This window comes from Arthrobacter sp. J156 (assembly GCF_056172865.1).
In genome coordinates this window covers 1400223-1423961 of the sequence record NZ_CM149650.1, presented here as the reverse complement: position 1 = coordinate 1423961, position 23739 = coordinate 1400223, and the positions used below count along the sequence as shown (strand labels likewise).

Annotated in this window: 26 protein-coding genes; 21 read left to right on the top strand and 5 right to left on the bottom strand. The window is 73.3% G+C overall.

The window, feature by feature from the left end; translation table 11 throughout:
* Nucleotides 1-6: 6 nt before the first annotated feature.
* A complete protein-coding gene (locus tag AC0QR5_RS06600) occupies nt 7-390 on the bottom strand; it encodes a MoaD/ThiS family protein (RefSeq protein ID WP_329862620.1) in 384 nt (127 codons plus the stop codon).
* The gene (gene moaA / locus AC0QR5_RS06595; protein WP_329862622.1) at nt 391-1551 is read right to left on the bottom strand and encodes a GTP 3',8-cyclase MoaA; all 1161 of its coding nucleotides are present in this window, start codon (nt 1549-1551) and stop codon (nt 391-393) included.
* A gap of 159 nt (nt 1552-1710) precedes the next feature.
* Here moaA and AC0QR5_RS06590 point away from each other — a divergent pair, with 159 nt between their 5' ends.
* From AC0QR5_RS06590 to AC0QR5_RS06550, 9 genes are read left to right on the top strand one after another with little or no spacing between them, the layout of a single operon-like run.
* Nucleotides 1711-2112: a TOBE domain-containing protein gene (locus AC0QR5_RS06590; protein WP_329862624.1), complete on the top strand. Its 402-nt coding sequence runs from the start codon at nt 1711-1713 to the stop codon at nt 2110-2112.
* On the top strand, nt 2109-2885 hold the full coding sequence (gene modA, locus AC0QR5_RS06585; RefSeq protein ID WP_329862626.1) for a molybdate ABC transporter substrate-binding protein: 777 nt from the start codon (nt 2109-2111) through the stop codon (nt 2883-2885). Before AC0QR5_RS06590 ends, modA begins: the two co-directional genes overlap by 4 nt.
* Nucleotides 2882-3703: an ABC transporter permease gene (locus AC0QR5_RS06580; protein WP_329862628.1), complete on the top strand. Its 822-nt coding sequence runs from the start codon at nt 2882-2884 to the stop codon at nt 3701-3703. The genes modA and AC0QR5_RS06580 overlap by 4 nt, the downstream gene beginning before the upstream one ends.
* A gap of 47 nt (nt 3704-3750) precedes the next feature.
* Complete coding sequence (locus AC0QR5_RS06575) at nt 3751-5070, top strand: molybdopterin molybdotransferase MoeA (protein ID WP_329862630.1); 1320 nt, start codon at nt 3751-3753, stop codon at nt 5068-5070.
* A gap of 56 nt (nt 5071-5126) precedes the next feature.
* Nucleotides 5127-5573, top strand: a complete 447-nt coding sequence (gene moaC / locus AC0QR5_RS06570) for a cyclic pyranopterin monophosphate synthase MoaC (RefSeq protein ID WP_475372515.1) — start codon at nt 5127-5129, stop codon at nt 5571-5573.
* The gene (locus AC0QR5_RS06565) at nt 5570-6133 is read left to right on the top strand and encodes a MogA/MoaB family molybdenum cofactor biosynthesis protein (RefSeq protein ID WP_329862634.1); all 564 of its coding nucleotides are present in this window, start codon (nt 5570-5572) and stop codon (nt 6131-6133) included. The genes moaC and AC0QR5_RS06565 overlap by 4 nt, the downstream gene beginning before the upstream one ends.
* Nucleotides 6123-6584 carry a molybdenum cofactor biosynthesis protein MoaE gene (locus AC0QR5_RS06560; RefSeq protein ID WP_329862636.1) on the top strand — a complete coding sequence of 154 codons (462 nt, stop codon included), beginning with the start codon at nt 6123-6125 and terminating at the stop codon, nt 6582-6584. Before AC0QR5_RS06565 ends, AC0QR5_RS06560 begins: the two co-directional genes overlap by 11 nt.
* A gap of 10 nt (nt 6585-6594) precedes the next feature.
* The gene (gene dapB, locus AC0QR5_RS06555; protein WP_329862638.1) at nt 6595-7365 is read left to right on the top strand and encodes a 4-hydroxy-tetrahydrodipicolinate reductase; all 771 of its coding nucleotides are present in this window, start codon (nt 6595-6597) and stop codon (nt 7363-7365) included.
* Complete coding sequence (locus AC0QR5_RS06550) at nt 7362-7820, top strand: hypothetical protein (protein ID WP_329862640.1); 459 nt, start codon at nt 7362-7364, stop codon at nt 7818-7820. Before dapB ends, AC0QR5_RS06550 begins: the two co-directional genes overlap by 4 nt.
* A 108-nt stretch (nt 7821-7928) precedes the next feature.
* Here AC0QR5_RS06550 and AC0QR5_RS06545 read toward each other — a convergent pair whose 3' ends face one another.
* A complete protein-coding gene (locus AC0QR5_RS06545; protein WP_329862642.1) occupies nt 7929-9203 on the bottom strand; it encodes a heparan-alpha-glucosaminide N-acetyltransferase domain-containing protein in 1275 nt (424 codons plus the stop codon).
* 63 nt (nt 9204-9266) lie between these two features.
* Between AC0QR5_RS06545 and dapA the strand changes: the two genes are divergently transcribed.
* The 6 genes from dapA (at nt 9267) to AC0QR5_RS06515 (ending at nt 16572) form a co-directional block, all read left to right on the top strand.
* On the top strand, nt 9267-10184 hold the full coding sequence (gene dapA / locus AC0QR5_RS06540; protein ID WP_329862644.1) for a 4-hydroxy-tetrahydrodipicolinate synthase: 918 nt from the start codon (nt 9267-9269) through the stop codon (nt 10182-10184).
* A 19-nt stretch (nt 10185-10203) separates the two neighbouring features.
* Nucleotides 10204-11904: a ribonuclease J gene (locus AC0QR5_RS06535; protein WP_329862748.1), complete on the top strand. Its 1701-nt coding sequence runs from the start codon at nt 10204-10206 to the stop codon at nt 11902-11904.
* Between the two features lie 61 nt (nt 11905-11965).
* On the top strand, nt 11966-14872 hold the full coding sequence (locus tag AC0QR5_RS06530) for an FtsK/SpoIIIE family DNA translocase (RefSeq protein ID WP_329862646.1): 2907 nt from the start codon (nt 11966-11968) through the stop codon (nt 14870-14872).
* Nucleotides 14873-14881: 9 nt separating this feature from the next.
* Nucleotides 14882-15487, top strand: coding sequence for a CDP-diacylglycerol--glycerol-3-phosphate 3-phosphatidyltransferase (gene pgsA, locus AC0QR5_RS06525; RefSeq protein ID WP_329862648.1), 606 nt, complete (start codon nt 14882-14884; stop codon nt 15485-15487).
* On the top strand, nt 15484-15975 hold the full coding sequence (locus AC0QR5_RS06520) for a CinA family protein (RefSeq protein ID WP_329862650.1): 492 nt from the start codon (nt 15484-15486) through the stop codon (nt 15973-15975). The genes pgsA and AC0QR5_RS06520 overlap by 4 nt, the downstream gene beginning before the upstream one ends.
* A 162-nt stretch (nt 15976-16137) precedes the next feature.
* Complete coding sequence (locus AC0QR5_RS06515) at nt 16138-16572, top strand: helix-turn-helix domain-containing protein (RefSeq protein WP_329862652.1); 435 nt, start codon at nt 16138-16140, stop codon at nt 16570-16572.
* Nucleotides 16573-16673: 101 nt separating this feature from the next.
* On the opposite strand, the gene AC0QR5_RS06510 is transcribed toward AC0QR5_RS06515, so the two are convergent.
* A complete protein-coding gene (locus AC0QR5_RS06510; protein WP_329862654.1) occupies nt 16674-17165 on the bottom strand; it encodes a MarR family winged helix-turn-helix transcriptional regulator in 492 nt (163 codons plus the stop codon).
* A 60-nt stretch (nt 17166-17225) separates the two neighbouring features.
* On the opposite strand from AC0QR5_RS06510, the gene AC0QR5_RS06505 reads away from it, so the two are divergent.
* From AC0QR5_RS06505 to dapF, 6 genes are all read left to right on the top strand, one after another.
* Nucleotides 17226-17447: a DUF3046 domain-containing protein gene (locus tag AC0QR5_RS06505; RefSeq protein ID WP_329862656.1), complete on the top strand. Its 222-nt coding sequence runs from the start codon at nt 17226-17228 to the stop codon at nt 17445-17447.
* Between the two features lie 202 nt (nt 17448-17649).
* A complete protein-coding gene (gene recA / locus AC0QR5_RS06500) occupies nt 17650-18702 on the top strand; it encodes a recombinase RecA (RefSeq protein ID WP_329862658.1) in 1053 nt (350 codons plus the stop codon).
* A 5-nt stretch (nt 18703-18707) separates the two neighbouring features.
* Nucleotides 18708-19343 carry a regulatory protein RecX gene (locus AC0QR5_RS06495; RefSeq protein WP_329862660.1) on the top strand — a complete coding sequence of 212 codons (636 nt, stop codon included), beginning with the start codon at nt 18708-18710 and terminating at the stop codon, nt 19341-19343.
* Nucleotides 19344-19372: 29 nt separating this feature from the next.
* The gene (gene miaB / locus AC0QR5_RS06490) at nt 19373-20899 is read left to right on the top strand and encodes a tRNA (N6-isopentenyl adenosine(37)-C2)-methylthiotransferase MiaB (protein WP_329862662.1); all 1527 of its coding nucleotides are present in this window, start codon (nt 19373-19375) and stop codon (nt 20897-20899) included.
* 98 nt (nt 20900-20997) lie between these two features.
* A complete protein-coding gene (gene miaA / locus AC0QR5_RS06485) occupies nt 20998-21915 on the top strand; it encodes a tRNA (adenosine(37)-N6)-dimethylallyltransferase MiaA (RefSeq protein ID WP_329862664.1) in 918 nt (305 codons plus the stop codon).
* Nucleotides 21916-21924: 9 nt separating this feature from the next.
* The gene (gene dapF / locus AC0QR5_RS06480) at nt 21925-22860 is read left to right on the top strand and encodes a diaminopimelate epimerase (protein ID WP_329862666.1); all 936 of its coding nucleotides are present in this window, start codon (nt 21925-21927) and stop codon (nt 22858-22860) included.
* Between the two features lie 18 nt (nt 22861-22878).
* Here the strand turns inward: dapF and AC0QR5_RS06475 are convergent, their stop codons facing one another.
* Nucleotides 22879-23499, bottom strand: coding sequence for a class I SAM-dependent methyltransferase (locus AC0QR5_RS06475; protein ID WP_329862668.1), 621 nt, complete (start codon nt 23497-23499; stop codon nt 22879-22881).
* Nucleotides 23500-23739: the final 240 nt, after the last annotated feature.

Below are 23739 nucleotides of genomic sequence, written 5' to 3'. Positions count from 1 at the left end.
TAGTGCTCAACCGCCGGCGAACGGCGGCAGGACGTCCACGACGTCGGATTCGGCCAGCACCCGGTCCAGGGAGCGCTCGCTCGTGCCGTTGACGAGGAAGCTCGAGCGGGACAGCACGCGGGACAACGACGGCGGCGCGGAGGCGGTGCGCAATGCGCCCTGCCCCGCGCCGGCCGCGTCCACGGCGCTCCGGGCCGCCGGCCCGCTTCCGTGCCCCGCGCGGTCGCGAGCAGGCTCGCCGGGGCCCGGCGCCGGTCCCGGATGGGCGCCCCCGAGGTGGGCCAGGAGCGCGCCGAGCGTGGCGCCGTCGTCCTCGATCGCGGCCCGGGGCACCGTCTCCTCGGGCACCGAAGCGGCGGCCGCCGCCGCGGCGAAGTAGCGGATCAGCATTCAGCCCCCGATCGCGCTCATCGAGCGGTCCGGCTGGACGAAGTCCTCGTCGCCGAGCCCCGTGTGGTCCATGCCGTGGGCGCGGGGCTTGCCCCACATCGCCGCCCGCCAGGTGTCGGCGACCTCCGCGTCGTCGGCTCCCGAGCGCAGCAGCGCCGAGAGGTCGGTCTCCTCGCGGGAGAACAGGCAGCTCATGACCCGCCCCTCGGCGGTGATCCGCGTCCTGCGGCAATCGGCGCAGAAGGGCTCCGTGACGGAGGCGATGATCCCGACCGTCCCGAGCTGCTCCCCGCCGCCCAGGGGGAAGACCCGATGGCGTTCGGCGGGCGCCCCATCGCGTGCGGCGCGGTCGGCCTCGATCCGGAAGCGCGTCCGCAGCCGCTCGCGCACCTCACGGGCCGTGACCATGTCGTCCTTGCGCCAGCCGTGGTCGGCGTCGAGCGGCATCTGCTCGATGAAGCGCAGCTCGAAGCCGCGCCCGAGGGCCCACTCGAGCAGCTCCGGGGCCTCGTGGTCGTTGACGCCGCGCATGAGCACGGCGTTGATCTTCAGCGGGCGCAGGCCGGCGTCCGCGGCGGCGTCGATGCCCGCCAGCACCTCGTCGAGGTGGTCGCGGCGGGCCAGGCGCTCGAACGTGCCGGCATGGAGGGTGTCGAGGGAGACGTTGATGCGGCTCAGTCCCGCCGCGGCGAGCTCGCGGGCGCGCTTGGCCAGGCCGACGCCGTTCGTGGTCAGGGAGACCGGCAGTTCCGGGTGGTCGCCGCGGACCGCGGCGATGATGTCGGGCAGGTCCACGCGCACGAGCGGCTCGCCGCCCGTCAGCCGCAGCTCGCGGACGCCGAGGTCCTCGACGCCGATGCGGACCAGCCGGCGCACCTCCGCTCCGGTCAGGAGGCGGGACCTGGGCAGCCAGGCCAGGCCGTCGGCCGGCATGCAGTACGTGCAGCGCAGGTTGCACTTGTCGATGAGGGAGATCCGCAGGTCGGTCGCCACGCGCCCGAAGCGGTCCACGAGCCCGGGCGCGACCCGTGGCGCGGTGCCCGGTCCGTGGGCGGCGGCCTGGCCGGGCCGGGCCGATCCCGCTCCGGGGCGGACCGTCGGCAGGCCCAGCGCCACCGTTTCCACGGCGCGCCGCGGGGTGTCCTGCCGGGTTGACGTCATGCATCGAGCGTAGTCCACCGGGCCGGGGATCGGCAGGGAAGCGGGCAGCGGCCCGGGGCCCCGTCGCACGCCACGCGGCCCCGACCCTCCCCATGTCACGTCGCGATTGCGGTGAAAACAACCGCTTTGATCCGCAACTGCGTGTTATAGGGTCGATTCATGACTCAATTGCGGATCTCCGAGGCCGCGGGCTTTATGGGCGTCAGCGACGATACTGTGCGTCGGCTCATCGACGCGGGCCGCTTGTCCTCATCGCTGGACGCCGCGGGCCGCGCCGTGGTCGACGGTGCCGAGCTCGCGGCCCACATCAGGGCGAGCTCCACGGCGCCCCAGGACCGCACACGCGTCGCGAGCTCGGCCCGGAACCGGCTCGCCGGCCTCGTCACCTCCGTCGTCAGCGACACCGTCATGTCCCAGGTGGAGCTGCAATGCGGGCCCTTCCGGATCGTGTCCCTCATGAGCACCGAGGCCGTGCGGGACCTGGGCCTCGTGCCCGGGTCCGTCGCCACGGCCGTCGTCAAGTCCACCAACGTCATCATCGAAACCGAGGCCAGGCCATGAAATCGCTCCGCACCTCCTCCGCCGCCGTGCTCGCCGCCGCGGTGCTTGTCCTCTCCGCCTGCTCGGGCCCCGGCGCGGGCACGGGTGGCGCGGACGGGAGCGGCACGGCCGCGCCCGCCGCGTCCATCGACTTCTTCGCCCCGGCGTCCATGACGGACCTCGCGCCCGAGCTGGCCGCGGCCTACGCCGAGGAGACCGGCGACCCCAGCGAGGTCGTCATCAACCTCGCGTCCTCCGCTCAGCTGGTCCAGCAGGCCAATGCCGGTGAGGTGCCGGACGTCCTCGTCACCGCGGACACCCCCGCCATCGACGCGCTCGAGCGCCCCGAGGACTACCGGCGGCTCGACGACGCGGCCCTGAACCGGCTCGTCATCGCCGTCCCGTCCGGCTCGGGCATCACCTCCGCCGCCGGGCTCGCCGACGCGGACGCGGTGGCGCTGTGCGCCCCGAGCGTCCCGTGCGGACGCGCCGCCAACGCCTACCTCGGGCAGAAGGGCCTCGAGCTCGGGTCCGTCTCGGAGGAGGACAACGTCCGGGCCGTCCTGGCCAAGGTGACGGGAGGCCAGGTCGACGCCGGATTCGTCTACGCCACGGACGCCGCGGCGGCCGGGGGAGACATCACCGCCCTCGCGTTGGACCTCGAGTTCGAGCCCAACGTCTACCCGCTCCTGGTCTCCCACGACGCGCCGGAGCAGGCTTCCGCGTTCGCCGACTGGCTGCTCGGCGACTCCGCGGGCGCGCTCTTCGAGGTAGCGGGCTTCGAGCGCCCGTGAGCGCACGCCGCACCTTCTCGCCACGCTTGCGCCGGGCCACGACGCCCGGCTGGATCTGGCTGCCCGCGGCCGCCTCGCTGCTGCTGCTCTCGGGGCCGCTCGTGGCGCTCTTCCTCGCCGCCGACTGGCCGGGCCTGCCCGAGCTGCTCGCCCGGCCAGCGTCCCGTACTGCGCTGCGGCTCTCGCTGACGACGGCGGGGCTCTCCACGGTGCTCTGCGTCCTGCTCGGGCTCCCGCTCGCCGTGCTGCTCTCGCGGTTGTCCGGCGCGCTGCTGCAGCTGTTCCGCGGGATCCTCGTGGTCCCCCTCGTGCTCTCGCCCGTGGTCTCCGGGCTCGCCCTGCTCTACTTCTGGGGCCGCCAGGGCCTGCTGGGTTCCTGGCTCGACGCCGCCGGACTCGCGGTGGGCTTCACCCCGGCGGCCGTCGTGGTGGTGCAGGTCTTCGTCTCGCTCCCGTTCTTCGTGGTCGCCGCGCTCGGCAGCATCGAGTCGGTGGACAGCGACCTGGAGCTCTCGGCGGCGAACGCGGGGGCCTCGGCCGGCCAGGTCCTGTCGCACATCACCCTGCCGCTTGCCGCCCCCGGCATCATCGTGGGCACGCTGCTCGCGTTCGCGCGCTCGCTGGGGGAGTACGGGGCGACCATCACCTTCGCCGGGTCCGTCGCCGGACGCACCCGGACCCTGCCGCTGCAGATCGAACTCGCCCTGAACTCCAACGATCCCGAGGCCGCGCTCGGCATCGCCCTGCTGCTGATCGGCTTCTACCTCATCGTCCTCGTCCTCGCGGGGGCCGGGGTCAACCGCGTCTTCAGGCGCTGAGCGCCGCCGGGTCCCGGGGCGCCGGGCCCGACCGTAGGATGGTGGCCATGGAAGCCACCTTCCGGCGCTCGGCCGCCGAACACCGCGCCGCCGTCGAACGGCTGCTGGACGGGCTGCCGGCGTCCCTGGGAAGCGAGACCGTGCCCCTCGGGCACGCGTTGGGACGCACCCTGGCCGCCGCGGTCGCGGCACCGCGCGCCCTGCCGGGCTTCGACAACTCCCAGATGGACGGATACGCCGTCCGGACCGCCGACCTCGCCTCCGGCCGCGCCCTGCCGGTCGCGGCGCCGATCCCCGCCGGTGCCGCTGCCCCACCGCTTGCGCCGGGCACGACGGCCCCGATCATGACCGGCGCCATGGTCCCCCGTGGCGCGGACGCCGTCGTCCCCGTCGAGGCCGCCGACCCGCCCCGCTTTCCCGCCTCGATCCGCCGCGCCCCGTCCGCGGCTTGCGGCACGGGAGGGGCCGGAGCCGCCGCCTCCGCGCCGGTGGTCCGCGAGGACGACGGCGGGGCCAGGGTCCTGCTCCCGGCCGATGTCCCGGCGGGGCAGTTCATCCGCCGCGCCGGATCCGACATCGGCGAGGGCGCCGAGGCCCTGCCCGCGGGCTCCTACCTCAGCGCGGCCCGACTGGGGCTGCTGGCAGCGCTCGGCGTGGACGGGGTGCGCGTGCTGCGCCGGCCCCGCGCGGTGCTGCTGTCGACGGGGGACGAGGTCGTCCGCCCCGGGGCCCCCCTGGCCGCGGGGCAGATCCACGACGCCAACACGACGCTGTTGGCGGCCTCCCTGCAGGCCGCCGGGTGGGACGTGGCCGGGGCCGGCCTGCACGCCGACGACCCGGAGTCCTTCACCGGGCACCTCGCCCGGGCCGTGGACGGGGCCGATCTGGTGATCACGAGCGGCGGCATCAGCCAGGGCGCCTACGAGGTGGTCAAGCAGGCCCTGGCCGGCCACGGGATCGCCTTCGGCTCCGTCGCCCTGCAACCCGGAGGACCCCAGGGCGCGGGCCTTCTGCGGCTCCCGGGCCGGGAACCCGTCCCGCTCCTGGCCTTCCCCGGCAATCCCGTGAGCACCTACCTCAGCTTCGAGCTCTTCCTGCGGCCCGCGCTCGTGCACCACCTCGGCCTCCCCGGCCGGCCCCTCGTCGACGCCGTCCTGACCCAGGCCCTGACGGGTTCGCCGTCCGGCAAGCTGCAGGCCCGCCGCGCCCGCTACGACGCCGGATGCGTGGCACCGGTCGGCGGGCCCGGGTCCCATCTGCTCCACCCGCTCTCCCAGGCGAACGCCCTCGTCCTGGTCCCCGCGGACGCAAGCGGCGTCGACGCCGGCCGGACCGTCCAGACCCTCCTGATCGGAGAGAACCCGTGAACGAACCCCTCCCGGACCCGGCGCTGAGCCACGTCCGCGCGGACGGCAGCGCCCACATGGTCGATGTCTCGGACAAGGCGTCCTCCTCGCGCACCGCGCGGGCCCGCGCCGTGCTGCGCACCCGGCCCGACGTCGTCGCGCTCATCGCCGACGGCGCCCTGCCCAAGGGAGACGCGCTGGCCACGGCGCGGATCGCCGGGATCATGGCCGCCAAGAAGACCCCGGAGCTCGTGCCGCTGTGCCATCCGCTGCCCCTTTCCAAGGCGTCGGTCGAGCTCGATCCGCGCCCGGACGGAACCGTCCTCATCACCGCGGAGGTGAAGACCCGCGGGGTCACGGGGGTCGAGATGGAGGCCCTGACCGCCGCGTCCGTCGCCGCGCTGACGCTCTACGACATGATCAAGGCCGTCGACAAGCACGCCGTCATCGACGGGATCAGGGTCCTGGCCAAGTCCGGCGGCAAGAGCGGCGACTGGGAACTGCCGGGGGAGGGCCCGGAATGAGCGCCCCCCGACCCGCACCGTCCTCCGGGGGAACCGCGCCCTCGCCCGGCGGGGCCGGGCGGACGCCGGACACGACGGGCCGGGTACCGCGGCGGGCCGCGGTGCTCATCGCCTCCACACGCGCCGCCGCCGGGATCTACGAGGACCGGACGGCCCCCATCGTCACCGCGTGGCTGCGCGGGCACGGCTTCGAGGTCGCCGACCCCGTCGTCGTGGCCGACGGCGAACCCGTCCGGACGGCCCTGCGCCGGCTCCTGGCCGATGGACCCCGCGTCGTCCTCACGAGCGGCGGCACGGGTGTCGGCCCCGACGACGCCACGCCGGAGATGACCCGTCCGCTGCTCGAGCGGGAGGTGCCGGGAATCATGGAGGCCGTGCGGGCCGCCGGCCGGGAGAAGACCCCGCACGCCGCCCTCGGCCGGGGCCTCGCCGGAACCGCGGGGTCGACGTTCATCGTCAACCTCCCCGGATCGCCGCGCGGCGTCACCGACGCGCTGGCCGTCCTCGACCCGCTCATCGGGCACCTATGCGATCAACTGGAGGGCATCCATGGACACTGAAACCGGCACCGGGCCAGCGCCCGGAACCGTCGTCTTCGCCGGAAGCAGCGCGGAGCCGATCGACACGGAAACGGCCTGGGCCGCGGTCGAGACCGAGGCGAGCGGCGCCGTCGTCGTCTTCGGGGGAGTGGTGCGCAACCACGACCACGGGCGCGGCGTCCTGAAGCTGAGCTACACGGCCCACCCCGACGTCGACGAGCGCCTGCGGGACCTCGCCCGCGACGTCGCGGCACGCCATCCCGGCACCCGGCTCTGGGCCGCCCACCGCGTCGGCGAACTGGCCGTCGGGGACGCCGCGCTCGTCGCCGCGGCCGCCTCCGCGCACCGCGCCGAGGCCTTCGAGGCGTGCCGCGACCTCGTCGAGGCCGTCAAGCACGGCGCGCCGATCTGGAAGGAGCAGTTCTTCGACGACGGCGCCACGGAGTGGGTGGGGCTCGAGGATCGGCGATAGCCTAGGGGGCATGACTTCCCCCCGCATCGCCGTCGCCGTCCTCGGTGCCTCCGGCCGGATGGGCGCCGAGGCCGTCCGCGCCGTCGAGGCCGCCCCCGACCTCGAGCTCGTCGCGGCCCTCGGGCGCAAGGACCCGCTCCAGGCCGTGCTCGACGCCGGCGCGAGCCACGTCGTGGACCTCACCGTCCCGGACAGCACCGAGGCCAACGTCCGCTTCGCCATCGAACACGGGCTCCACGCCGTCGTCGGCACGACCGGCTGGACGCAGGCCCGCCGCGCCGCGCTCGCGGAGGCGCTGGCCGCCCATCCGGAGACCGGCGTGCTGATCGCCCCGAACTTCGCGCTCGGCTCCGTCCTCGCGAGCGCCTTCGCGGCCCAGGCGGCCCGCTACTTCGAGTCCGTCGAGATCATCGAACTGCACCACCCCCACAAGGTCGACGCCCCCTCCGGCACCGCCGTGAGGACCGCCGAGCTGATCGCCCGCTCCCGGGCCGAGGCCGGGGTGCCCGCGAGCCCCGACGCGACCGAGACGGAACGCGACGGCGCCCGCGGGGCCGACATCGACGGCGTCCACGTGCACTCCGTGCGGCTCAGCGGGCTCGTGGCCCACCAGGAGGTCCTCCTCGGCGGGCCCGGGGAGCAGCTGGTCCTGCGCCACGACTCGTTCGACCGCGCCTCGTTCATGCCCGGAGTGCTGCTCGGGCTGCGCACCGTGGCCTCCCGCCCGGGGCTCACCTACGGCCTCGACGGCTACCTGGACCTCGGCGGACCCGGGGCATGAGGGTCCGCCTCTGGGTCGCGGCCATCCTGGCCCTGTTCGTCCTGTACCTCGTGGCCAGCTTCACGTCCGCCGTGCGCTTCCTGCAGGCCGAGGAACCCGTCGCCAAGGCCATCGGCGCCGGCGCCCTCGTGCTGCCGGTCATCGGCGTCTGGATCCTCATCCGGGAGGTGCTCTTCGGTGCCCGGACGCAGCGCATGGCCCGGATCCTGGAGGCCGAGGGGCTCCTGCCCGTCGACGACCTGCCCCGCCGTCCGTCCGGCCGGATCGTCCAGGAGGCGGCCGACGCCGACTTCGTCCAGTACCGGCAGGAGGCCGAGGCGAATCCGACGAGCTGGCGCTCCCTGCACCGGCTGGCCCTGGCCTACGACGCGGCGGGAGACCGCGGCCGGGCCCGGCAGACCATGAAGGGCGCGGTCGGGCGCTTCCTCGCCTCGCCCGACGCCGCCCGGAAGTAGCCCGCGAACCGGAGCCGGCCGGAGGCCACGCGCCGCCCGATGCCGGCCGTTGGCCACGCGCCGCCCGATGCCGCCCGGACGTTGTCCGGTGGGCGGACGGCCGGGCGCTCAGCTCCGTCCGGACCCCGCCGCCGCCCGCGCGGCCGCGTGCACGGCCGCCTCGAGGGGACCGCGGGTCCCGGCCCACTTGACCGCGATGCCGGCTAGAAGGGCCACGACGGCGTACCACGCGTACAGCTCGACGCGGGGCATGGCCGCCGTCGCGCCGCTGAAGACGTCCAGGGCCACGAGGTGGGCCGAGTACAGGGTCAGCGTCGCCGCACCGGCCCCCGTCAGCGGCCACAGGAGGGCCTCGCCGACGCCGCCCAGCAGCGCCGAGAGCGCCAGGCAGGCCAGCTGGCACGCCCCGAGCACGGCCACGGCGGTTCCCGCGACGTGGAGGACGTCGAGGGGCGAACCCGTGTGGGGTGCGGCGACGGCGAACCACCAGGGGCTGTCCTCGATGCCGCCGAGGCCCTGGCCCGTCGCCAGCCCCAGGCGCAGCCCTGCCGCGTCGATCCCGGCCGCGCCACGCAGCGACTCCTGCGCCGCCGCCGACGCGGTCAGGACAGCCGACGCCGCCCGCGCACCCAGCGCGGCCGCCGCGCCCGCAACGAGCAGGCCGAGCGCCACGGGAGGACGGTTGAGCTCCAGGCGTCCCACCGCGAGCCCGAGGAGCACGAATCCGGTCCACACCACCACGGGGTAGTAGCCCGTCACGAGCAGGTCCGCGGCAAGCGTCGCGGGGCGCAGCAGGTCGGCGAACACGGGCGAGCCGCCGACATCCGGCGGCGAGACGGCGGCCCGGACGAGCGGCAGCAGCACGAACAGGAGGACGGGGGAGAGGACGAGCCACCCGGCCGCCCAGGCGGACAGGGCCCTCGCGGAAAGCCCCAGGAACGGGATCGCCAGGAGGAACAGGAGCCCGTAGTGGACCAGGATCACGGCGATGTGGGTGTCCAGCATCCCCGTTCCGAAGCCGAGCACGGCGATGAGGAGCGCGCGCACGGCCACGCCCCGGCGCGTCGCCGCGAGCCGCGGCCCGCGCCGTCCCGCCGCCCCACCGGTCAGGAGCGCGAGGCCGACGCCCGCGAGCACGGCGAAGAGGGCCGACGCCCGGCCGGCGAAGAGGACCGCGGCCCACGTCGGCTCGAGCGAGCCGTCCGTCGACGCCCCCGGGATGCCGCCCGCGCCCGTCCCCGCGAAGTCCGGGGCGGACAGCGGGACGATGTGCGTGGCCATCATGCCCAGCAGGGCCAGGCCGCGGGCCGCGTCGACCCCGGGGATGCGCGCCCGGGCACCGCTGCGCGATCCAGCCGCGTCCGGCGTCGTGCTCTTCGTCATGTTCACAGCCTAAGCGCGGCCGCGGAGGGCGCCGGGCGGGCCCGGAAGTGTAACGTGGGAATCATGTCTGATTCCGCATCCGGGACCCCGCGCCACGACTACCCCTTCGGCACCCTCGGCACCGCCATGGTCACGCCGTTCACCGTCGACGGAGCCGTCGACTACGCCGAGGCCGCCCGGCTGGCCGGACGCCTCGTCGACGACGGCTGCGACAGCCTCGTCGTCACGGGCACCACGGGGGAGACCTCGACGCTGACGGACGAGGAGAACCTCGGCATGTTCCGCACGGTCGTCGAGGCCGTCGGCGGGCGCGCGAAGGTCATCGCCGGGTCCACCACCAACGACACCGCCCACTCGGTCCGCCTCTCCCGCGAAGCGGCCGCGCTCGGCGTCGACGGACTGCTCGTCACGGCGCCGTACTACAACAAGCCCAGCCAGGCCGGCGTCCGGGCCCACGTGCTCGCCGTCGCCGACGCGACCGAGCTGCCCGTCATGGTCTACGACATCCCCGGCCGCGCCGGGATCGAGATCACCGCCGAGACCCTCATCCGGCTCGCGGAACACCCTCGCATCGTCGCGCTCAAGGACGCCAAGGCCGACTACCAGTCGACGACGCGCGTCCTCGCGAAGACCGACCTCCACGTCTACTCGGGCGACGACGGACTGACCCTGCCGCTCATGGCGGCCGGGGCGAAGGGCGTCATTTCCGTCACGGCGCACGTCGCGACGCGCGCCTACCGCCGCCTCGTCGACGCGATGCTCGCCGGCGACCTCGAGACCGCGCGCCGCCTGCACTTCGAGCTGGACCCGGTCCAGCGCGCCGTGATGACCCACGTCCAGGGTGCCGTCGCCGCGAAGACGATCCTCAAGTGGCAGTCCGTCCTGCCCAACTCCGTGGTCCGCCTGCCGCTCGTGGAGCCGGACGAGGCCGAGCTCGCGCCCGTCCGCGCCGACCTCGCCGAGGCCGGGTGGGACTTCTAGGAGGAGGCGGACGATGAGCATGGATTCCGCGGCCCGGTTCCAGGACGCCAGCGAGGGGGCGCCGCCGCCGCTCGAGGACGGCACGCTGCGGATCGTCCCGCTCGGCGGGCTCGGCGAGATCGGCCGCAACATGGCCGTCTTCGAGATCGACTCGAAGCTGCTCATCGTCGACTGCGGCGTGCTCTTCCCCGAGGAGTTCCAGCCGGGCGTGGACCTGATCCTGCCCGACTTCGGCTACCTCCGGGACCGGCTCGACGACGTCGTCGGGCTCGTCCTGACGCACGGCCACGAAGACCACATCGGCGCCGTCCCGTACCTGCTCCGGCTCAAGCCGGACATCCCGCTCATCGGCTCGCAGCTGACCCTGGCGCTCGTCGAGGCGAAGCTCGCCGAGCACCGCATCACCCCGCTCGCGCTCGCCGTCGCCGAAGGCGACCGCGAGCGGCTGGGGCCGTTCGAGTGCGAGTTCGTGGCCGTGAACCACTCGATCCCCGATGCCCTGGCCGTGTTCATCCGCACGGCCGCCGGCACCGTGCTGCACACGGGCGACTTCAAGATGGACCAGTTGCCGCTCGACGGCCGCATCACCGACCTGCGCGCGTTCGCGCGCCTCGGCGAGGAGGGCGTGGACCTGTTCATGCCCGATTCCACCAACGCCGACGTCCCCGGCTTCACGACGGCCGAACGGGAGATCGGCCCCGTCCTGCAGTCGCTCTTCGGCCGCGCCTCGCGGCGCATCGTCGTCGCCTCCTTCTCCTCCCACGTCCACCGCGTCCAGCAGGTGCTCGACGCCGCGGCCCGGCACGGGCGCAAGGTCGCCTTCGTGGGGCGCTCGATGGTGCGCAACATGGCGATCGCCGCCCGGCTCGGCTACCTCGAGGTTCCCGAGGGCATCCTCGTCGACGTCAAGGAGGTCGAGAAGCTCCCCGACGACCGCGTCGTCCTGATGTCCACGGGCTCCCAGGGCGAGCCGATGGCCGCCCTGTCGCGGATGGCGAACGGCGACCACCGCATCGCCGTGGGCCCGGGGGACACCGTGATCCTGGCGTCGTCGCTCATCCCGGGCAACGAGAACGCCGTCTTCCGCATCATCAACGGGCTCATGCGGCTCGGGGCCGACGTGGTCCACAAGGGCAACGCCCGCGTCCACGTCTCCGGCCACGCCTCGGCGGGCGAGCTGCTCTACTGCTACAACATCCTGCGGCCGCGCAACGTCATGCCGGTGCACGGCGAGACGCGGCACCTCATCGCCAACGGCCGCCTCGCCGAGCAGTCCGGGGTCGCCGCGGAGAACGTCCTCCTGACCGAGGACGGCTCCGTCGTCGACCTCCGGGACGGGCGGGCGCGGATCGTCGGCCGCGTCGACTGCGGATTCGTCTACGTCGACGGCTCCAGCGTCGGCGACGTGACCGACGACGACCTCAAGGACCGCCGCATCCTCGGGGAGGAGGGCTTCATCTCCGTCGTCTCGGTCGTCAACCGCCAGACCGGATCGATCGTCTCCGGTCCGGACATCCACGCCCGCGGCGTCGCGGAGGACGAGTCCGTCTTCGAGGAGATCAAGCCGCGGATCGCGGCGGCGCTCGAGGAGGCCGTGCGCTCCAATCCGGACCACACGACCTACCAGCTGCAGCAAGTGGTGCGCCGGGTGATCGGGTCCTGGGTCAGCCGCAGGCTGCGCCGCAAGCCGATGATCGTCCCCGTGGTCCTGGAGGCCTGAAAACGGGCGCCGGCGGCGTGTGGATCCCCGGATTTCCGCGCCGATTCGGTACGGTGGCCCTATGGCGACCCGTACTTCCCCCAGCCGGTCGGCGGCCTCGAGCCGCTCCGGAACCGGCAAGACCGGGGCGCGCAGCACGTCGAAGGGCACGTCCGCGCGCTCCGGCCGGCAGCGCACCCCGGCCGCCCCGGACCCCGTAGAACACGACCTCCCGCTGCCCTTGCGCGCCGTGCGCGCCTCGTGGATGAGCCTCGCCCGGATCGTCGGCGGCGCCTTCCGCAAGATCGGCCGCGACGTGCGGCCAGAGCGCGACGTCCGGCGCGACGGGACGGGACTGTTCCTCGTGATCGTGGCGGTCGTCGTCGCGAGCGTCGAATGGTGGGGGCTGCGCGGCGTCGGCTGGTACGGGACCACCGTGCACAACGTCTTCGGCGGGACCTTCGGCTACTTCGCCGTCGTGCTGCCCTTCGTCCTGCTCATCGGCGCCTTCCGGCTCTTCCGCTACCCGGAGGACGACCGCACGAACGGACGCGTGGGCATCGGCCTGTCCCTCGCGATGGCCTCCGGCTCCGGGATCGCCCACGTCGTGGCCGGCGTGCCCTCGCTGAGCGACGCCCTCGACCAGTTGTGGGCCGGCGGCGGCATCGTCGGATTCCTCATGACCTCTCCCATCGCCGCGGTCGCGACGCGCTGGGGCGCCCTCGCGGTGATGATCGCGTTGGCGTTCCTGAGCCTGATGATCGTCACCGCCACGCCGTTCCGCCACATCCCCTCGCGGCTGCGCCAGGGCTACGAGTGGCTCATGGGCCAGCCCGCGGGCGGCGGCCACGATGCCGGCGACGGATCCGCCGACGGGCACGACCAGAGCTACCTCTACGAGCGCGACGGCTCGAAGAAGCCGAAGAAGACGCGGCGCAAGCGCGGGATCTTCGGCCGCGGCGCGGACGAGGCCGCGGACGACGACGGCTACGCGGGCGACGAGGCCTACGACCACGCCGTGATCCGCGAGGAGGACGAGCGGGCGGAGGCCGCGGCGACGACGCGCCTCGACCCCGTCGCCGCCGAGGCGGCCGCGCCCGCCGTGCGGCCCGGCGTCAAGCGGCCCACGGCCGCAGAGAAGGCCATGGAGAAGGTCAAGCAGGACGTCGGCATCGCGCCCCGGGAAACGGGCGGCGAGCCCGTCACCGAGGCCATCGACACCGTCGCGCTCTCCGCACTGAACCGCGCCGGCGACGCCGTGCCGGCGGTCCCGTCGACCCCGGTCGCCCAGCCGGCGCCCCTGGCGCCCATCCCGCAGCGCACGGAGCAGCTCCAGCTCTCGGGCGACGTCGCCTACACCCTGCCCGAGTCCGGGTTCCTGCCCTCGGGGCCGCCCGCCAAGGAGCGCTCGGAGGCCAACGACGCCGTGGTGGCGGCGCTCACGGAGACGCTCGACCAGTTCAAGGTCGACGCCCAGGTGACCGGATTCAGCCGCGGCCCCACGGTGACCCGCTACGAGATCGAGCTCTCGCCGGGAACCAAGGTCGAGCGCGTGACGGCCTTGAGCAAGAACATCTCCTACGCCGTGGCCTCATCCGACGTGCGCATCCTCTCTCCCATTCCGGGCAAGAGCGCGATCGGCATCGAGATCCCCAACGCCGACAAGGAGGTCGTGGCCCTCGGCGACGTCCTGCGCTCCAACGCCGCCCGCAAGACGGACCACCCGATGGTGATGGGCGTCGGCAAGGACGTCGAGGGCGGCTTCGTCGTCGCCAACCTCGCGAAGATGCCGCACATGCTCGTCGCCGGCGCGACCGGTGCCGGCAAGTCCTCGTTCGTGAACTCGATGATCACCTCGATCCTCATGCGCGCGACCCCGGACGAGGTCCGCATGGTCATGGTGGATCCCAAGCGCGTCGAGCTCACGGCCTACGAGGGCGTCCCGCACCTCATCACCCCGATCATCACCAACCCCAAGAAGGCCGCCGAGGCCCTGCAGTGGGTGGTGCGGGAGATGGACACGCGCTACGACGACCTCGCCAACTACGGCTACAAGCACATCGACGACTTCAACAAGGCCGTCCGCAACGGCAAGATCGTCCCGCCCGAGGGCTCCAAGCGCATCGTGAAGCCCTACCCCTACCTCCTGGTCATCGTCGACGAGCTCGCCGACCTGATGATGGTCGCGCCGCGCGACGTCGAGGACTCGATCGTGCGCATCACCCAGCTCGCCCGCGCCGCGGGCATCCACCTGGTCCTGGCCACCCAGCGCCCCTCGGTCGACGTCGTGACGGGCCTGATCAAGGCCAACGTGCCCTCGCGCATGGCGTTCGCGACCTCCTCCGTCACCGACTCGCGCGTGGTCCTGGACCAGCCCGGCGCCGAGAAGCTGCTCGGCCAGGGCGACGCCCTCTTCCTGCCCATGGGGGCCTCGAAGCCCATGCGCGTCCAGGGCGCCTGGGTCACGGAATCGGAGATCCACCGGGTCGTCGAGCACGTCAAGGGCCAGCTGCAGGCCGTCTACCGCGAGGACGTCGCCGTCGAGGCACCCAAGAAGGAGATCGACGAGGACATCGGCGACGACCTCGAGCTGCTGCTGCAGGCCACGGAGCTCGTCGTCACGACCCAGTTCGGCTCGACCTCGATGCTCCAGCGCAAGCTCCGCGTCGGCTTTGCCAAGGCCGGGCGCCTCATGGACCTGCTCGAGTCCCGCGGCGTCGTCGGGCCCTCGGAGGGGTCCAAGGCCCGCGACGTGCTCGTCAAGCCCGACGACCTGCCCGGGGTCCTGGCGACGATGCGCGGGGAGGAGGCCCCGGCGTCGTCCGACGACGCCCCGGCCCGCGAGGCCGCGCTGGCGGAAAACGCCAATGCCAACCACTACGGGACCGACCTCGTGGCCGAGGACCTCGAGCAGCGCACCCAGGCCGTGGACTACTACGACGGCGACGACGGCGATTCCGAGGACGCCTGGGACCTCACCGGCAGGTAGCCTGATTCCGTGAGCCCATCGACCCCGGACGAGGCGCCGGCACCCGTCCCGACCCTGAACATCGCCAACGTCCTGACGACGCTGCGGATCCTCATGGTCCCGCTCTTCGTCTGGTTCCTCGTCCTCGACGGCCAGGAGTACGGCCTGTGGCGCTGGCTCGCCGTGGCCGTGTTCGCCCTCGCGATGTACACGGACAAGCTCGACGGCGACCTCGCGCGCAGCCGCGGCCTCATCACCGACTTCGGCAAGATCGCCGACCCCATCGCCGACAAGCTCCTGACGGGCTCGGCGCTCGTGGTGTTCTCGCTGCTGGGAGAGCTCTCGTGGTGGGTGACCATCCTCGTCCTCGTCCGGGAATGGGGCATCACCGCGCTGAGGATCGTCGTGATCCGCTACGGGGTCATCCCCGCGTCGAAGGGCGGCAAGATCAAGACGGTCGCGCAGACGGTGGCGATCTTCCTCTACCTGCTGCCCTTCACGCACACGCTGGAGTGGCTCGGTGTCATCGCGCTCGCGGCCATGCTCGCGGCGGCCGCCATCACGCTCTACACAGGCGTCGAGTACGTCGTCCAGGCGCTCAGGCTGCGCGCCGCGGCGCGGAAGGCGGCGCCGTGACCACGCGGCCGGCGGCCCAGGGGCTCGTGGAGCGGGCGGCCGCCCTCGGGCTGACCGTGGCCACCGCCGAGTCCCTGACGGCGGGCATGGTGGCCGCCGCGATCGCCGACGTCCCCGGTTCCTCGGCGGTGCTGCGCGGGGGAGTCGTCTCCTACCACAACGACGTCAAGCACGGGCTGCTCGGCGTCGACGAGCGGCTCCTGGCCGAGCGCGGATCCGTGGACCCCGTGGTCGCGGAGCAGATGGCCAGCGGGGCCCGGCGCGCCTGCGGTGCCGACTACGCGGTCGCGACGACGGGAGTCGCCGGCCCGGCGGCGCACGATGGGCGCGAGGTCGGCACGGTGTACCTGGGCCATGCCGGGCCGGGCGGCTCGGGGAGCCGGGAGCTTCGTCTCGACGGCGGGAGGCAGGAGATCCGCGCGGCAGCCCGCGACGCGGCGCTCGCGCTCCTGGGCTCGCTGCTGCCGCAGGCTCCGCCGTCCACATGATGTCCTGGACGCTGGCACGGGGCGCGCGGCTATGGATAGGGTGGAAGGCGCGGGAACAAAACCCGTCCTTCGTCAGTTGAATGGATCGAGGGCCGCAACCGGATGCGGCCCCCGAACTGATCGTCAAGTAGGCGTGAGGACCGAAGGAGTAAGGCTTAACACATGGTCAAGCAGCCCGTCACAGTCAACGGCGTCGTCCGCTGGCAGGATGTGGGATTGACAGAAGATGCCCGTCGCGACCAGAAGGAGCGCAAGATGGTTGTCCTACGCCACGAAATCGGCGACGTCCTCCGTGATGTCCGCCAGCGCCAGGGCCGCACCCTGCGCGAAGTCTCGCACGACGCCCGCGTGTCCCTCGGCTACCTCTCCGAGGTCGAGCGCGGCCAGAAGGAGGCCTCGTCCGAGCTGCTCTCCTCGATCTGCGGGGCGCTCGACGTCCCGCTGTCCCTGATGCTCCGCGAGGTCAGTGACCGTGTCGCCCTCGCGGAAGGCGTCGAGGTCCCGGACACCGTGCCCTCCGAGCTGTCCTCCGAGTTCGGCACGCTGCCGCGCGAGTGGGCCGACGGGGTGGCCAACGGCCTCGCCTCCAGCCGCTGACCGGCCGGCCGCCTCCGCGGAGGACGGCCGCAACCGCAAAGGGCCCGCCATCGGCGGGCCCTTTCGCATGCCGCCCCGCGGCCGGCGCCCCGGGGAAGCGCCTACTGGGGGTCCTTGAGGTAGGACTCGTTCAGGCGCGTCAGGAGGGCAGCGAGGCGGCTGAGGTCGTCGACGTCCCACTCGGCGAGCTGCTGCAGGAAGACGAGCCGCCGAGCGGCCTGCGCCGCCTCCAGCTGACGGGCCCCGGCCTCGGTGAGCGTGATCGCCTGGGCCCGGCCGTCGGCGGGATCGGCGTCCTTGCGCACCACGCCGAGCTGCTCGAGCATCGCGACCTGCCGGCTCACCGACGGCTTGCCGACACCGATCTCCGCGGCGAGGTCCGTGAGCCTCAGGCTCCCACGGCGCTGGAGGGTCCGGAGCAGGCCGTAGGCGCCGGGTTCCATGTCGGGGTGGACCTGCCGGGCGACCTTGTTTCCGTTGGCGCGGGCCCTCCGCCACAGCATGCTCAGCTGCTCTTCCATGTCGTGCACGGCCTGGAGGCGTTCCGGCCCCGGCGCGGGGGCCGTGGGTGACGGCAACGCTGTATCGGTCATAGCGACCATCTTAGGGCCGGTGCCGGGGATGTCACAGCGGCTCCGTGGGAGAATGGAGGCGTGCGCAATAGTGACTTCTGGCGGTTGATGGACGACGAGTTCGGGGCCGGGTACTCCCGCCTCCTGGCGGAGTCGCTCGTGTTGTCGTCCCTGGGCGGGAGGACCCCGATGGAGGCGCTGGCCGCGGGGACGGCACCGAAGAACGTCTGGCGCGCCGTGTGCGAGAAGCAGGACGTGCCCGAGGAACGGCGCCTTGGGCGGGACGTCGCGCCCAAGCCGTAACGGGCCGGCGGCGACACGCCGGAGCCCTTGATCGAAGATGTGTTCGGATCAACGATAGGCTCCTCACAGGGAAGCGAAGGCCACGCAGACTGCCCGCCCCATCCACAAGTGGATCCCGTGGACCCAAATCGTCCGGGGCGGACCGTAGCGTGGGTCGTGACATCAAGCAGGCCGGCAGGCCACGAGACAACCGAGGTGAACAATGGCCGCAGGAACGGATCGCGAGAAGGCCCTGGAGGCAGCTCTCGCCCAGATCGACAAGCAGTTCGGCAAGGGGTCGGTGATGCGCCTGGGCGACGACACGCGCGCGCCGATCGAGACGATCTCCACGAGCTCGATCGCCCTGGACGTGGCCCTCGGGATCGGCGGCCTGCCGCGGGGCAGGGTCGTGGAGATCTACGGGCCGGAGTCGTCCGGCAAGACGACCGTCGCGCTGCACGCCGTGGCGAACGCGCAGAAGAACGGCGGCATCGCCGCGTTCATCGACGCGGAGCACGCGCTGGACCCGGACTACGCCAAGAAGCTCGGCGTCGACACCGACGCCCTCCTGGTCTCCCAGCCGGATACCGGCGAGCAGGCCCTCGAGATCATGGACATGCTCGTGGGCTCGGGCTCGCTCGACATCATCGTCATCGACTCCGTCGCGGCGCTCGTTCCCCGCGCGGAGATCGAGGGCGACATGGGCGACAGCCACGTCGGCCTGCAGGCGCGGCTCATGAGCCAGGCGCTGCGCAAGATCACCGGCCGGCTCAACCAGACCAAGACGACCGCGATCTTCATCAACCAGCTCCGCGAGAAGATCGGCGTGTTCTTCGGTAGCCCGGAGACGACGACGGGCGGCAAGGCGCTCAAGTTCTACGCTTCCGTGCGCATCGACGTCCGCCGCATCGAGACGCTCAAGGAGGGCACCAACGCGGTGGCCAACCGGACCCGGGCCAAGATCGTCAAGAACAAGATGGCGCCGCCGTTCAAGCAGGCGGAGTTCGACATCGTCTACGGGCACGGCATCTCCCGCGAGGGCGGCCTGATCGACATGGGCGTGGAGGAGGGCTTCGTGAAGAAGTCCGGTGCCTGGTTCACCTACGACGGAGACCAGCTCGGCCAGGGCAAGGAGAACGCGCGCCGGTTCCTGCGCGACAACCCGGACCTCGCGGACGAGCTCGAGCGCCGGATCAAGGAGAAGCTCGGCATCGGCAAGGCGCCGGAGTCCGGTTCGGGTGATCTGCAGCTGCGCGCCGTCGGCGGCGACGACTAGCGGCAGTGGGCCGCGGACTCGACTGGGGCGGGCTCGGAACGGAAGGCGACGGAACGGATCCGTCCGGGACGCCCCGGGACCGCGACCTCCCCGGCGACCGGCGCGGGCCCGGCGTCCATGACCGTAGCGGCGACCGGCGCGGGCCAGACGCCCACGACCGCTCCGGTGCCGCGGCCGATCCCGAGGCGCAGGCCAGGGCCATCGTCCTGCGCCAGCTGACCGGTTCGGCGAAGAGTAGACGCCAACTGGAGGACAAGCTCGCCGCGCGCGGGATCTCCCCGGCGGTCGCCGGCGGCGTCCTGGACCGCTTCGAGGAGCTCGGACTGGTCGACGATGCGACGTTCGCCGCGTCCTGGGTCGCCGGGCGCTCCCGCAGCCGCGGCCTGGCGCGGACGGCGCTGCGGCGCGAGCTCGCCGAGAAGGGCATCGACCCGGAACTCGCCGAGGCCGCCCTGGAGCAGCTCGACGACGAGGACGAGGACGAGCAGGCACGCGAACTCGTGCGAAAGCGGCTGCGCACCGGCAGCGCCGGCGGCGACCGGGACACGCAGCTCCGGCGGCTGGTCGGCATGCTGGCCCGCAAGGGCCACGCGCCGGGCCGCGCCTACCGGGTCGCGAGCGAGGTCCTCGACGAATCCTGAGCGGGGGCCCGGTTGGGTACCCTTGAGGGGTGAGTTTGACGATTCCCGATACCGACCCCGGCCGCACCGGCAGCGACGCGCGCACCTACGAAGTGCGCACGTTCGGCTGCCAGATGAACGTGCACGACTCCGAACGGCTCGCCGGCCTCCTCGAGGGTGCAGGGCTCGTGCGCAGCGAGGACGCGGACGAACCGGCCGACGTCGTGGTCTTCAACACCTGCGCGGTCCGCGAGAACGCCGACAACAAGCTCTACGGCAACCTCGGCCGGCTGGCCCCCGTCAAGGAGCGCCGGCCGGACCTGCAGATCGCCGTCGGCGGATGCCTCGCCCAGAAGGACCGTGAGACGATCCTGCGCAAGGCGCCCTGGGTCGACGTCGTCTTCGGCACCCACAACGTCGGCTCCCTCCCCGCCCTGCTCGAGCGCGCCCGGCACAACAACGAGGCCCAGCTGGAGATCCTGGAGTCCCTCGAGGTCTTCCCCTCGACCCTGCCGACGCGCCGCGAGTCAGTGCACTCGGGCTGGGTCTCGATCTCCGTGGGCTGCAACAACACCTGCACCTTCTGCATCGTGCCCTCCCTGCGCGGCAAGGAGCGGGACCGCCGTCCCGGCGACGTCCTGGCCGAGATCGAGGCCCTCGTCGACGACGGGGCGATCGAGGTCACCCTGCTCGGACAGAACGTCAACTCCTACGGCGTCGAGTTCGGCGACCGGCTCGCGTTCGGCAAGCTGCTGCGGGCCTGCGGCGGCATCGACGGCCTCGAGCGCGTCCGGTTCACGAGCCCGCACCCCGCGGCCTTCACCGACGACGTCATCGACGCCATGGCCGAGACGGACAACGTCATGCCGCAACTGCACATGCCCCTCCAGTCGGGTTCGGACCGCCTGCTCAAGGCCATGCGCCGCTCTTACCGCTCCTCCCGGTTCCTCGGCATCCTGGACCGCGTCCGCGAGCGCATCCCGGGCGCCGCGATCTCCACCGACATCATCGTGGGCTTCCCCGGCGAGACGGAGGAGGACTTCCAGGCCACGCTCGACGTCGTCGAGCGTTCCCGCTTCGCGAGCGCCTTCACCTTCCAGTACTCGCAGCGCCCCGGAACCCCGGCGGCGAGCCTGCCCGGGCAGCTGCCGAAGGCCGTGGTGCAGGAACGCTACGAGCGCCTCGTCGCCCTGCAGGACCGGATCAGCGCCGAGGAGAACCAGCAGCAGGTCGGCCGCGAGGTCGAGGTCCTCGTCGCCGCCCAGTCCGGCCGCAAGGCCGAGCAGACCCACCGGCTCAGCGGCCGCGCCCGCGATGCGCGGCTCGTCCACTTCAGCGTGCCCGAGGGGGCCGGGGTACCGCGGCCGGGCGACCTGGTCACCGTCCCCGTCACGGACGCCGGGTCCTTCCAGCTCCTTGCCGATCCCGCCGGCCCCGCCGACTACCGACTGCGCCGCTCCCGCGCCGGCGACGCCTGGGACCGCGCCCAGGCCGAGTCCTGCGGCGTCCCCGCGCCCGCCGGGTCCGGAAGCGGCGGCGTGTCACTGGGCATGCCTGCCCTCCCGCCGCGTCGTTGAGCGGAAACCGGCCGTCCCGGTCCGCGGAAGGGGCCGCGGGTCCCTCGGCCGCCCCCGGCGGGCCGTCCCGGCCCGCGGAACCGGATGAACGACCCGTCGTGATCGCCGTCGTAGGGCCCACGGGCACCGGGAAGTCCGACCTCGCCATCGAGCTGGCGCTCCGGCTCGGCGGCGAGGTCGTCAACGCCGACGCGCTCCAGTTCTACCGGGGGCTCGACATCGGTACCGCCAAGCTCGCCCCCTCCGAGCGCCGCGGCGTCCCGCACCACCTGCTCGACGTCCTCGACATCCACGAGGAGGCCAGCGTGGCGGCCTTCCAGGACCATGCGCGCGCCGCCTTCGACGACATCCAGTCCCGCGGCCTGCACCCCGTCCTCGTCGGCGGCTCCGGGCTCTACGTCCGCGCCGCGCTCGACGTCATCGAGTTCCCGCCCACGGATCCCGCCGTGCGCCGGCGGATCGAGGGGGAGCTCGATGCCCGGGGCGAGGCCGTGCTGCGCGCCCGGCTCGCGGCCGTGGACCCGGACTCCGCCGCGCGGATCGGCGACGCACGCCGGCTCGTCCGCGCGCTCGAGGTCCACGAGCTCACCGGCCGCCCGTTCAGCGCCTTTATGCCGACGCGCAACTATGCCCGTCCCGCCGTCCAGCTGGGCCTGAGGATGGAGCGCGCCGCCCTCCACGAACGGCTCGGAGCGCGCGTGGAGCACATGGTCGACGCCGGCCTCCTCGAGGAGGTCCGCCGGCTCGACGCCGCCGGCCTCCGCGGGGGCCGTACCGCCTCACGGGCCATCGGCTACGCCCAGTTCCTCGCCGTGCTGGACGGGACCCTCGACGTGCGCGCCGCGGTCGAGGAGACCGCCACGGCCACCCGCCGCTTCGCCCGCCGCCAGATCACGTGGTTCACCGCCGATCCGCGCGTGCACTGGCTCGACGCCACCGACCCGGAGCTGCCCGCCCGGGCCGCGTCCGCCGTCGTACCCTTCCCTCATTCGCCCACCGGAGCCCCGCCCGCCTAGTCTGGACCCATGAGCCCCGCGCAGCTGAACGACCCACTCGACGCCCTCTCCGGACTCGCCGTGGCCAAGGGCCACGGCACGGGCAACGACTTCGTCCTCGTGGCGGACCCGGACGGCACCCGCCACCTCGCGCCCGAGGACGTGGCCGCCTTGTGCGACCGGCACCACGGGCTCGGCGGCGACGGGCTCATCCGCGCCGTTCCCTCGCGGTTCCTGCCCGAGGGGGAGGCGCTCCTGCGCGGGACTCCCGGAGCCGAGTGGTTCATGGACTACCGCAACGCCGACGGCTCCGTGTCCGAGATGTGCGGCAACGGCGTGCGGGTGTTCGTCCACTTCCTCCTCGAGGAGGGCCTCGCACGTCTCGAGGAGGGCGCCGCCCTGCCGATCGGCACCCGGGCCGGCGTGAAGACGGTCACCCGCGCGGGCGACGGCTACGCCGTCGACATGGGCCCCTGGGAGTTCGCCTTCCCCGCGCAGGCCGAGGAACGCGCCCTGGACTCCATGGTGGAGACCGACGGCCTTGACGTCGACCGGCCGGCCCTGAGCGTCTCGATGGGCAACCCCCACACCGTCGTCGCCCTCTCCGAGGAGAGCGAACTCGAGCAGGCCGTGCTGTTCACCGCGCCGCGCGTCGACCCCGTCCCGCCGCATGGAACCAACGTCGAATACGTCGTGCCCGCGGATCCGCTCGTCGTCGACGGCGTGGGCAGGATCCGCATGCGCGTGCACGAGCGCGGGGTGGGGGAGACCCGTTCCTGCGGCACGGGCGCGTGCGCCGCGGTCGTCGCCACGCGGCACTGGGCCGGCGGCGCCCTGGCGGCGCGCTGGGACGTCGAGGTGCCCGGAGGGACGGTCTCCGTCCGCTTCGTCCCCGGGGCCGACGGCCGGGAGCACGTCGAACTCAGCGGCCCCGCGCGCCTCGTCGCCCGCGCGGTCCTCGCGTAGCGGCGGCGCGCCCGGGGGTCAGGCCCCCGCGGCCGGCCTGGCGACGCGCAGGATCCTGAAGGACTTCTCCGTCGACGCACGGTCGACCGTCCAGCCCGCCGGCAGCTCGCGCGCGAGCCAGGCCCGCAGCGAGTCCGCGCCGAGGTTCTTCTGCACCACGAGCCACGCCTCGCCGCCGGGGGCCAGACGGGGAAGCCACGTCAGCAGCAGCGCGTGCAGGGGCTCCTTGCCGATGCGGATGGGTGGATTGGACCAGATCGTGTCGAAGAGCAGCTCGCCGGGCACGGACTCCGGCGTGCCCGCCACGACGTTGGACAGGCCCAGCGCGGCGGCGTTGTCCCGGGTCAAGGCGATCGAGCGCTCGTTGACGTCCACGGCGTGGACGCGCGCACCGGGCGAGGCGAGGGCCAGGGACAGGGCGATGGGCCCCCATCCGCAGCCGATGTCCAGCAGCTCGCCGACCGCGGACGGTGCGGGCACCCCGTCGAGCAGGACGGCCGTCCCCTTGTCGATGCCGTCCGGGCTGAAGATCCCGCCCGAGGTCTGGACCGTCCGGTCCGAGCCGCCGAGGTGGACGGTGATGGCCCTGCGGCGCTCCGGAGCGGAGGGCTGCGCGCTGAAGTAGTGGTCCGAACCCATGCAGGCAGGTTAACCGGCCCCGCGGCGGGTGGCGAATCGGCGCGGCCGTGCGTGGCGCCGGCGGAGCCGGGACAGCGCGCCGGCGAAGTGATAGAGTTTTCCCTATCACTTCGCCGGCGCGGCTTCTCCGCACCGGCCCCACGAGCCGTCCGCCCCCCGGCGGGCGCCGACCCCGGGAGTCCTCCGTGCTGGTCTTCTCCGCGCAGCTTCGCCACACCGGCCGCTGAGCCCGGCCCCGAT

Excerpts from the sequence above, each read along its gene's own strand:
- AC0QR5_RS06530 (WP_329862646.1), top strand. The coding sequence starts at position 11,966 with ATGGCGACCCGTACTTCCCCCAGCCGGTCGGCGGCCTCGAGCCGCTCC.
- AC0QR5_RS06535 (WP_329862748.1), top strand. The coding sequence starts at position 10,204 with ATGGATTCCGCGGCCCGGTTCCAGGACGCCAGCGAGGGGGCGCCGCCG.
- AC0QR5_RS06560 (WP_329862636.1), top strand. The coding sequence starts at position 6,123 with ATGGACACTGAAACCGGCACCGGGCCAGCGCCCGGAACCGTCGTCTTC.
- dapB (WP_329862638.1), top strand. The coding sequence starts at position 6,595 with ATGACTTCCCCCCGCATCGCCGTCGCCGTCCTCGGTGCCTCCGGCCGG.
- moaC (WP_475372515.1), top strand. The coding sequence starts at position 5,127 with ATGGTCGATGTCTCGGACAAGGCGTCCTCCTCGCGCACCGCGCGGGCC.
- AC0QR5_RS06550 (WP_329862640.1), top strand. The coding sequence starts at position 7,362 with ATGAGGGTCCGCCTCTGGGTCGCGGCCATCCTGGCCCTGTTCGTCCTG.
- dapA (WP_329862644.1), top strand. The coding sequence starts at position 9,267 with ATGTCTGATTCCGCATCCGGGACCCCGCGCCACGACTACCCCTTCGGC.
- AC0QR5_RS06545 (WP_329862642.1), bottom strand. The coding sequence starts at position 9,203 with ATGACGAAGAGCACGACGCCGGACGCGGCTGGATCGCGCAGCGGTGCC.
- modA (WP_329862626.1), top strand. The coding sequence starts at position 2,109 with ATGAAATCGCTCCGCACCTCCTCCGCCGCCGTGCTCGCCGCCGCGGTG.
- moaA (WP_329862622.1), bottom strand. The coding sequence starts at position 1,551 with ATGACGTCAACCCGGCAGGACACCCCGCGGCGCGCCGTGGAAACGGTG.
- AC0QR5_RS06590 (WP_329862624.1), top strand. The coding sequence starts at position 1,711 with ATGACTCAATTGCGGATCTCCGAGGCCGCGGGCTTTATGGGCGTCAGC.
- AC0QR5_RS06565 (WP_329862634.1), top strand. The coding sequence starts at position 5,570 with ATGAGCGCCCCCCGACCCGCACCGTCCTCCGGGGGAACCGCGCCCTCG.
- recA (WP_329862658.1), top strand. The coding sequence starts at position 17,650 with ATGGCCGCAGGAACGGATCGCGAGAAGGCCCTGGAGGCAGCTCTCGCC.
- AC0QR5_RS06515 (WP_329862652.1), top strand. The coding sequence starts at position 16,138 with ATGGTCAAGCAGCCCGTCACAGTCAACGGCGTCGTCCGCTGGCAGGAT.
- AC0QR5_RS06475 (WP_329862668.1), bottom strand. The coding sequence starts at position 23,499 with ATGGGTTCGGACCACTACTTCAGCGCGCAGCCCTCCGCTCCGGAGCGC.
- AC0QR5_RS06600 (WP_329862620.1), bottom strand. The coding sequence starts at position 390 with ATGCTGATCCGCTACTTCGCCGCGGCGGCGGCCGCCGCTTCGGTGCCC.
- dapF (WP_329862666.1), top strand. The coding sequence starts at position 21,925 with ATGAGCCCCGCGCAGCTGAACGACCCACTCGACGCCCTCTCCGGACTC.
- AC0QR5_RS06510 (WP_329862654.1), bottom strand. The coding sequence starts at position 17,165 with ATGACCGATACAGCGTTGCCGTCACCCACGGCCCCCGCGCCGGGGCCG.
- AC0QR5_RS06575 (WP_329862630.1), top strand. The coding sequence starts at position 3,751 with ATGGAAGCCACCTTCCGGCGCTCGGCCGCCGAACACCGCGCCGCCGTC.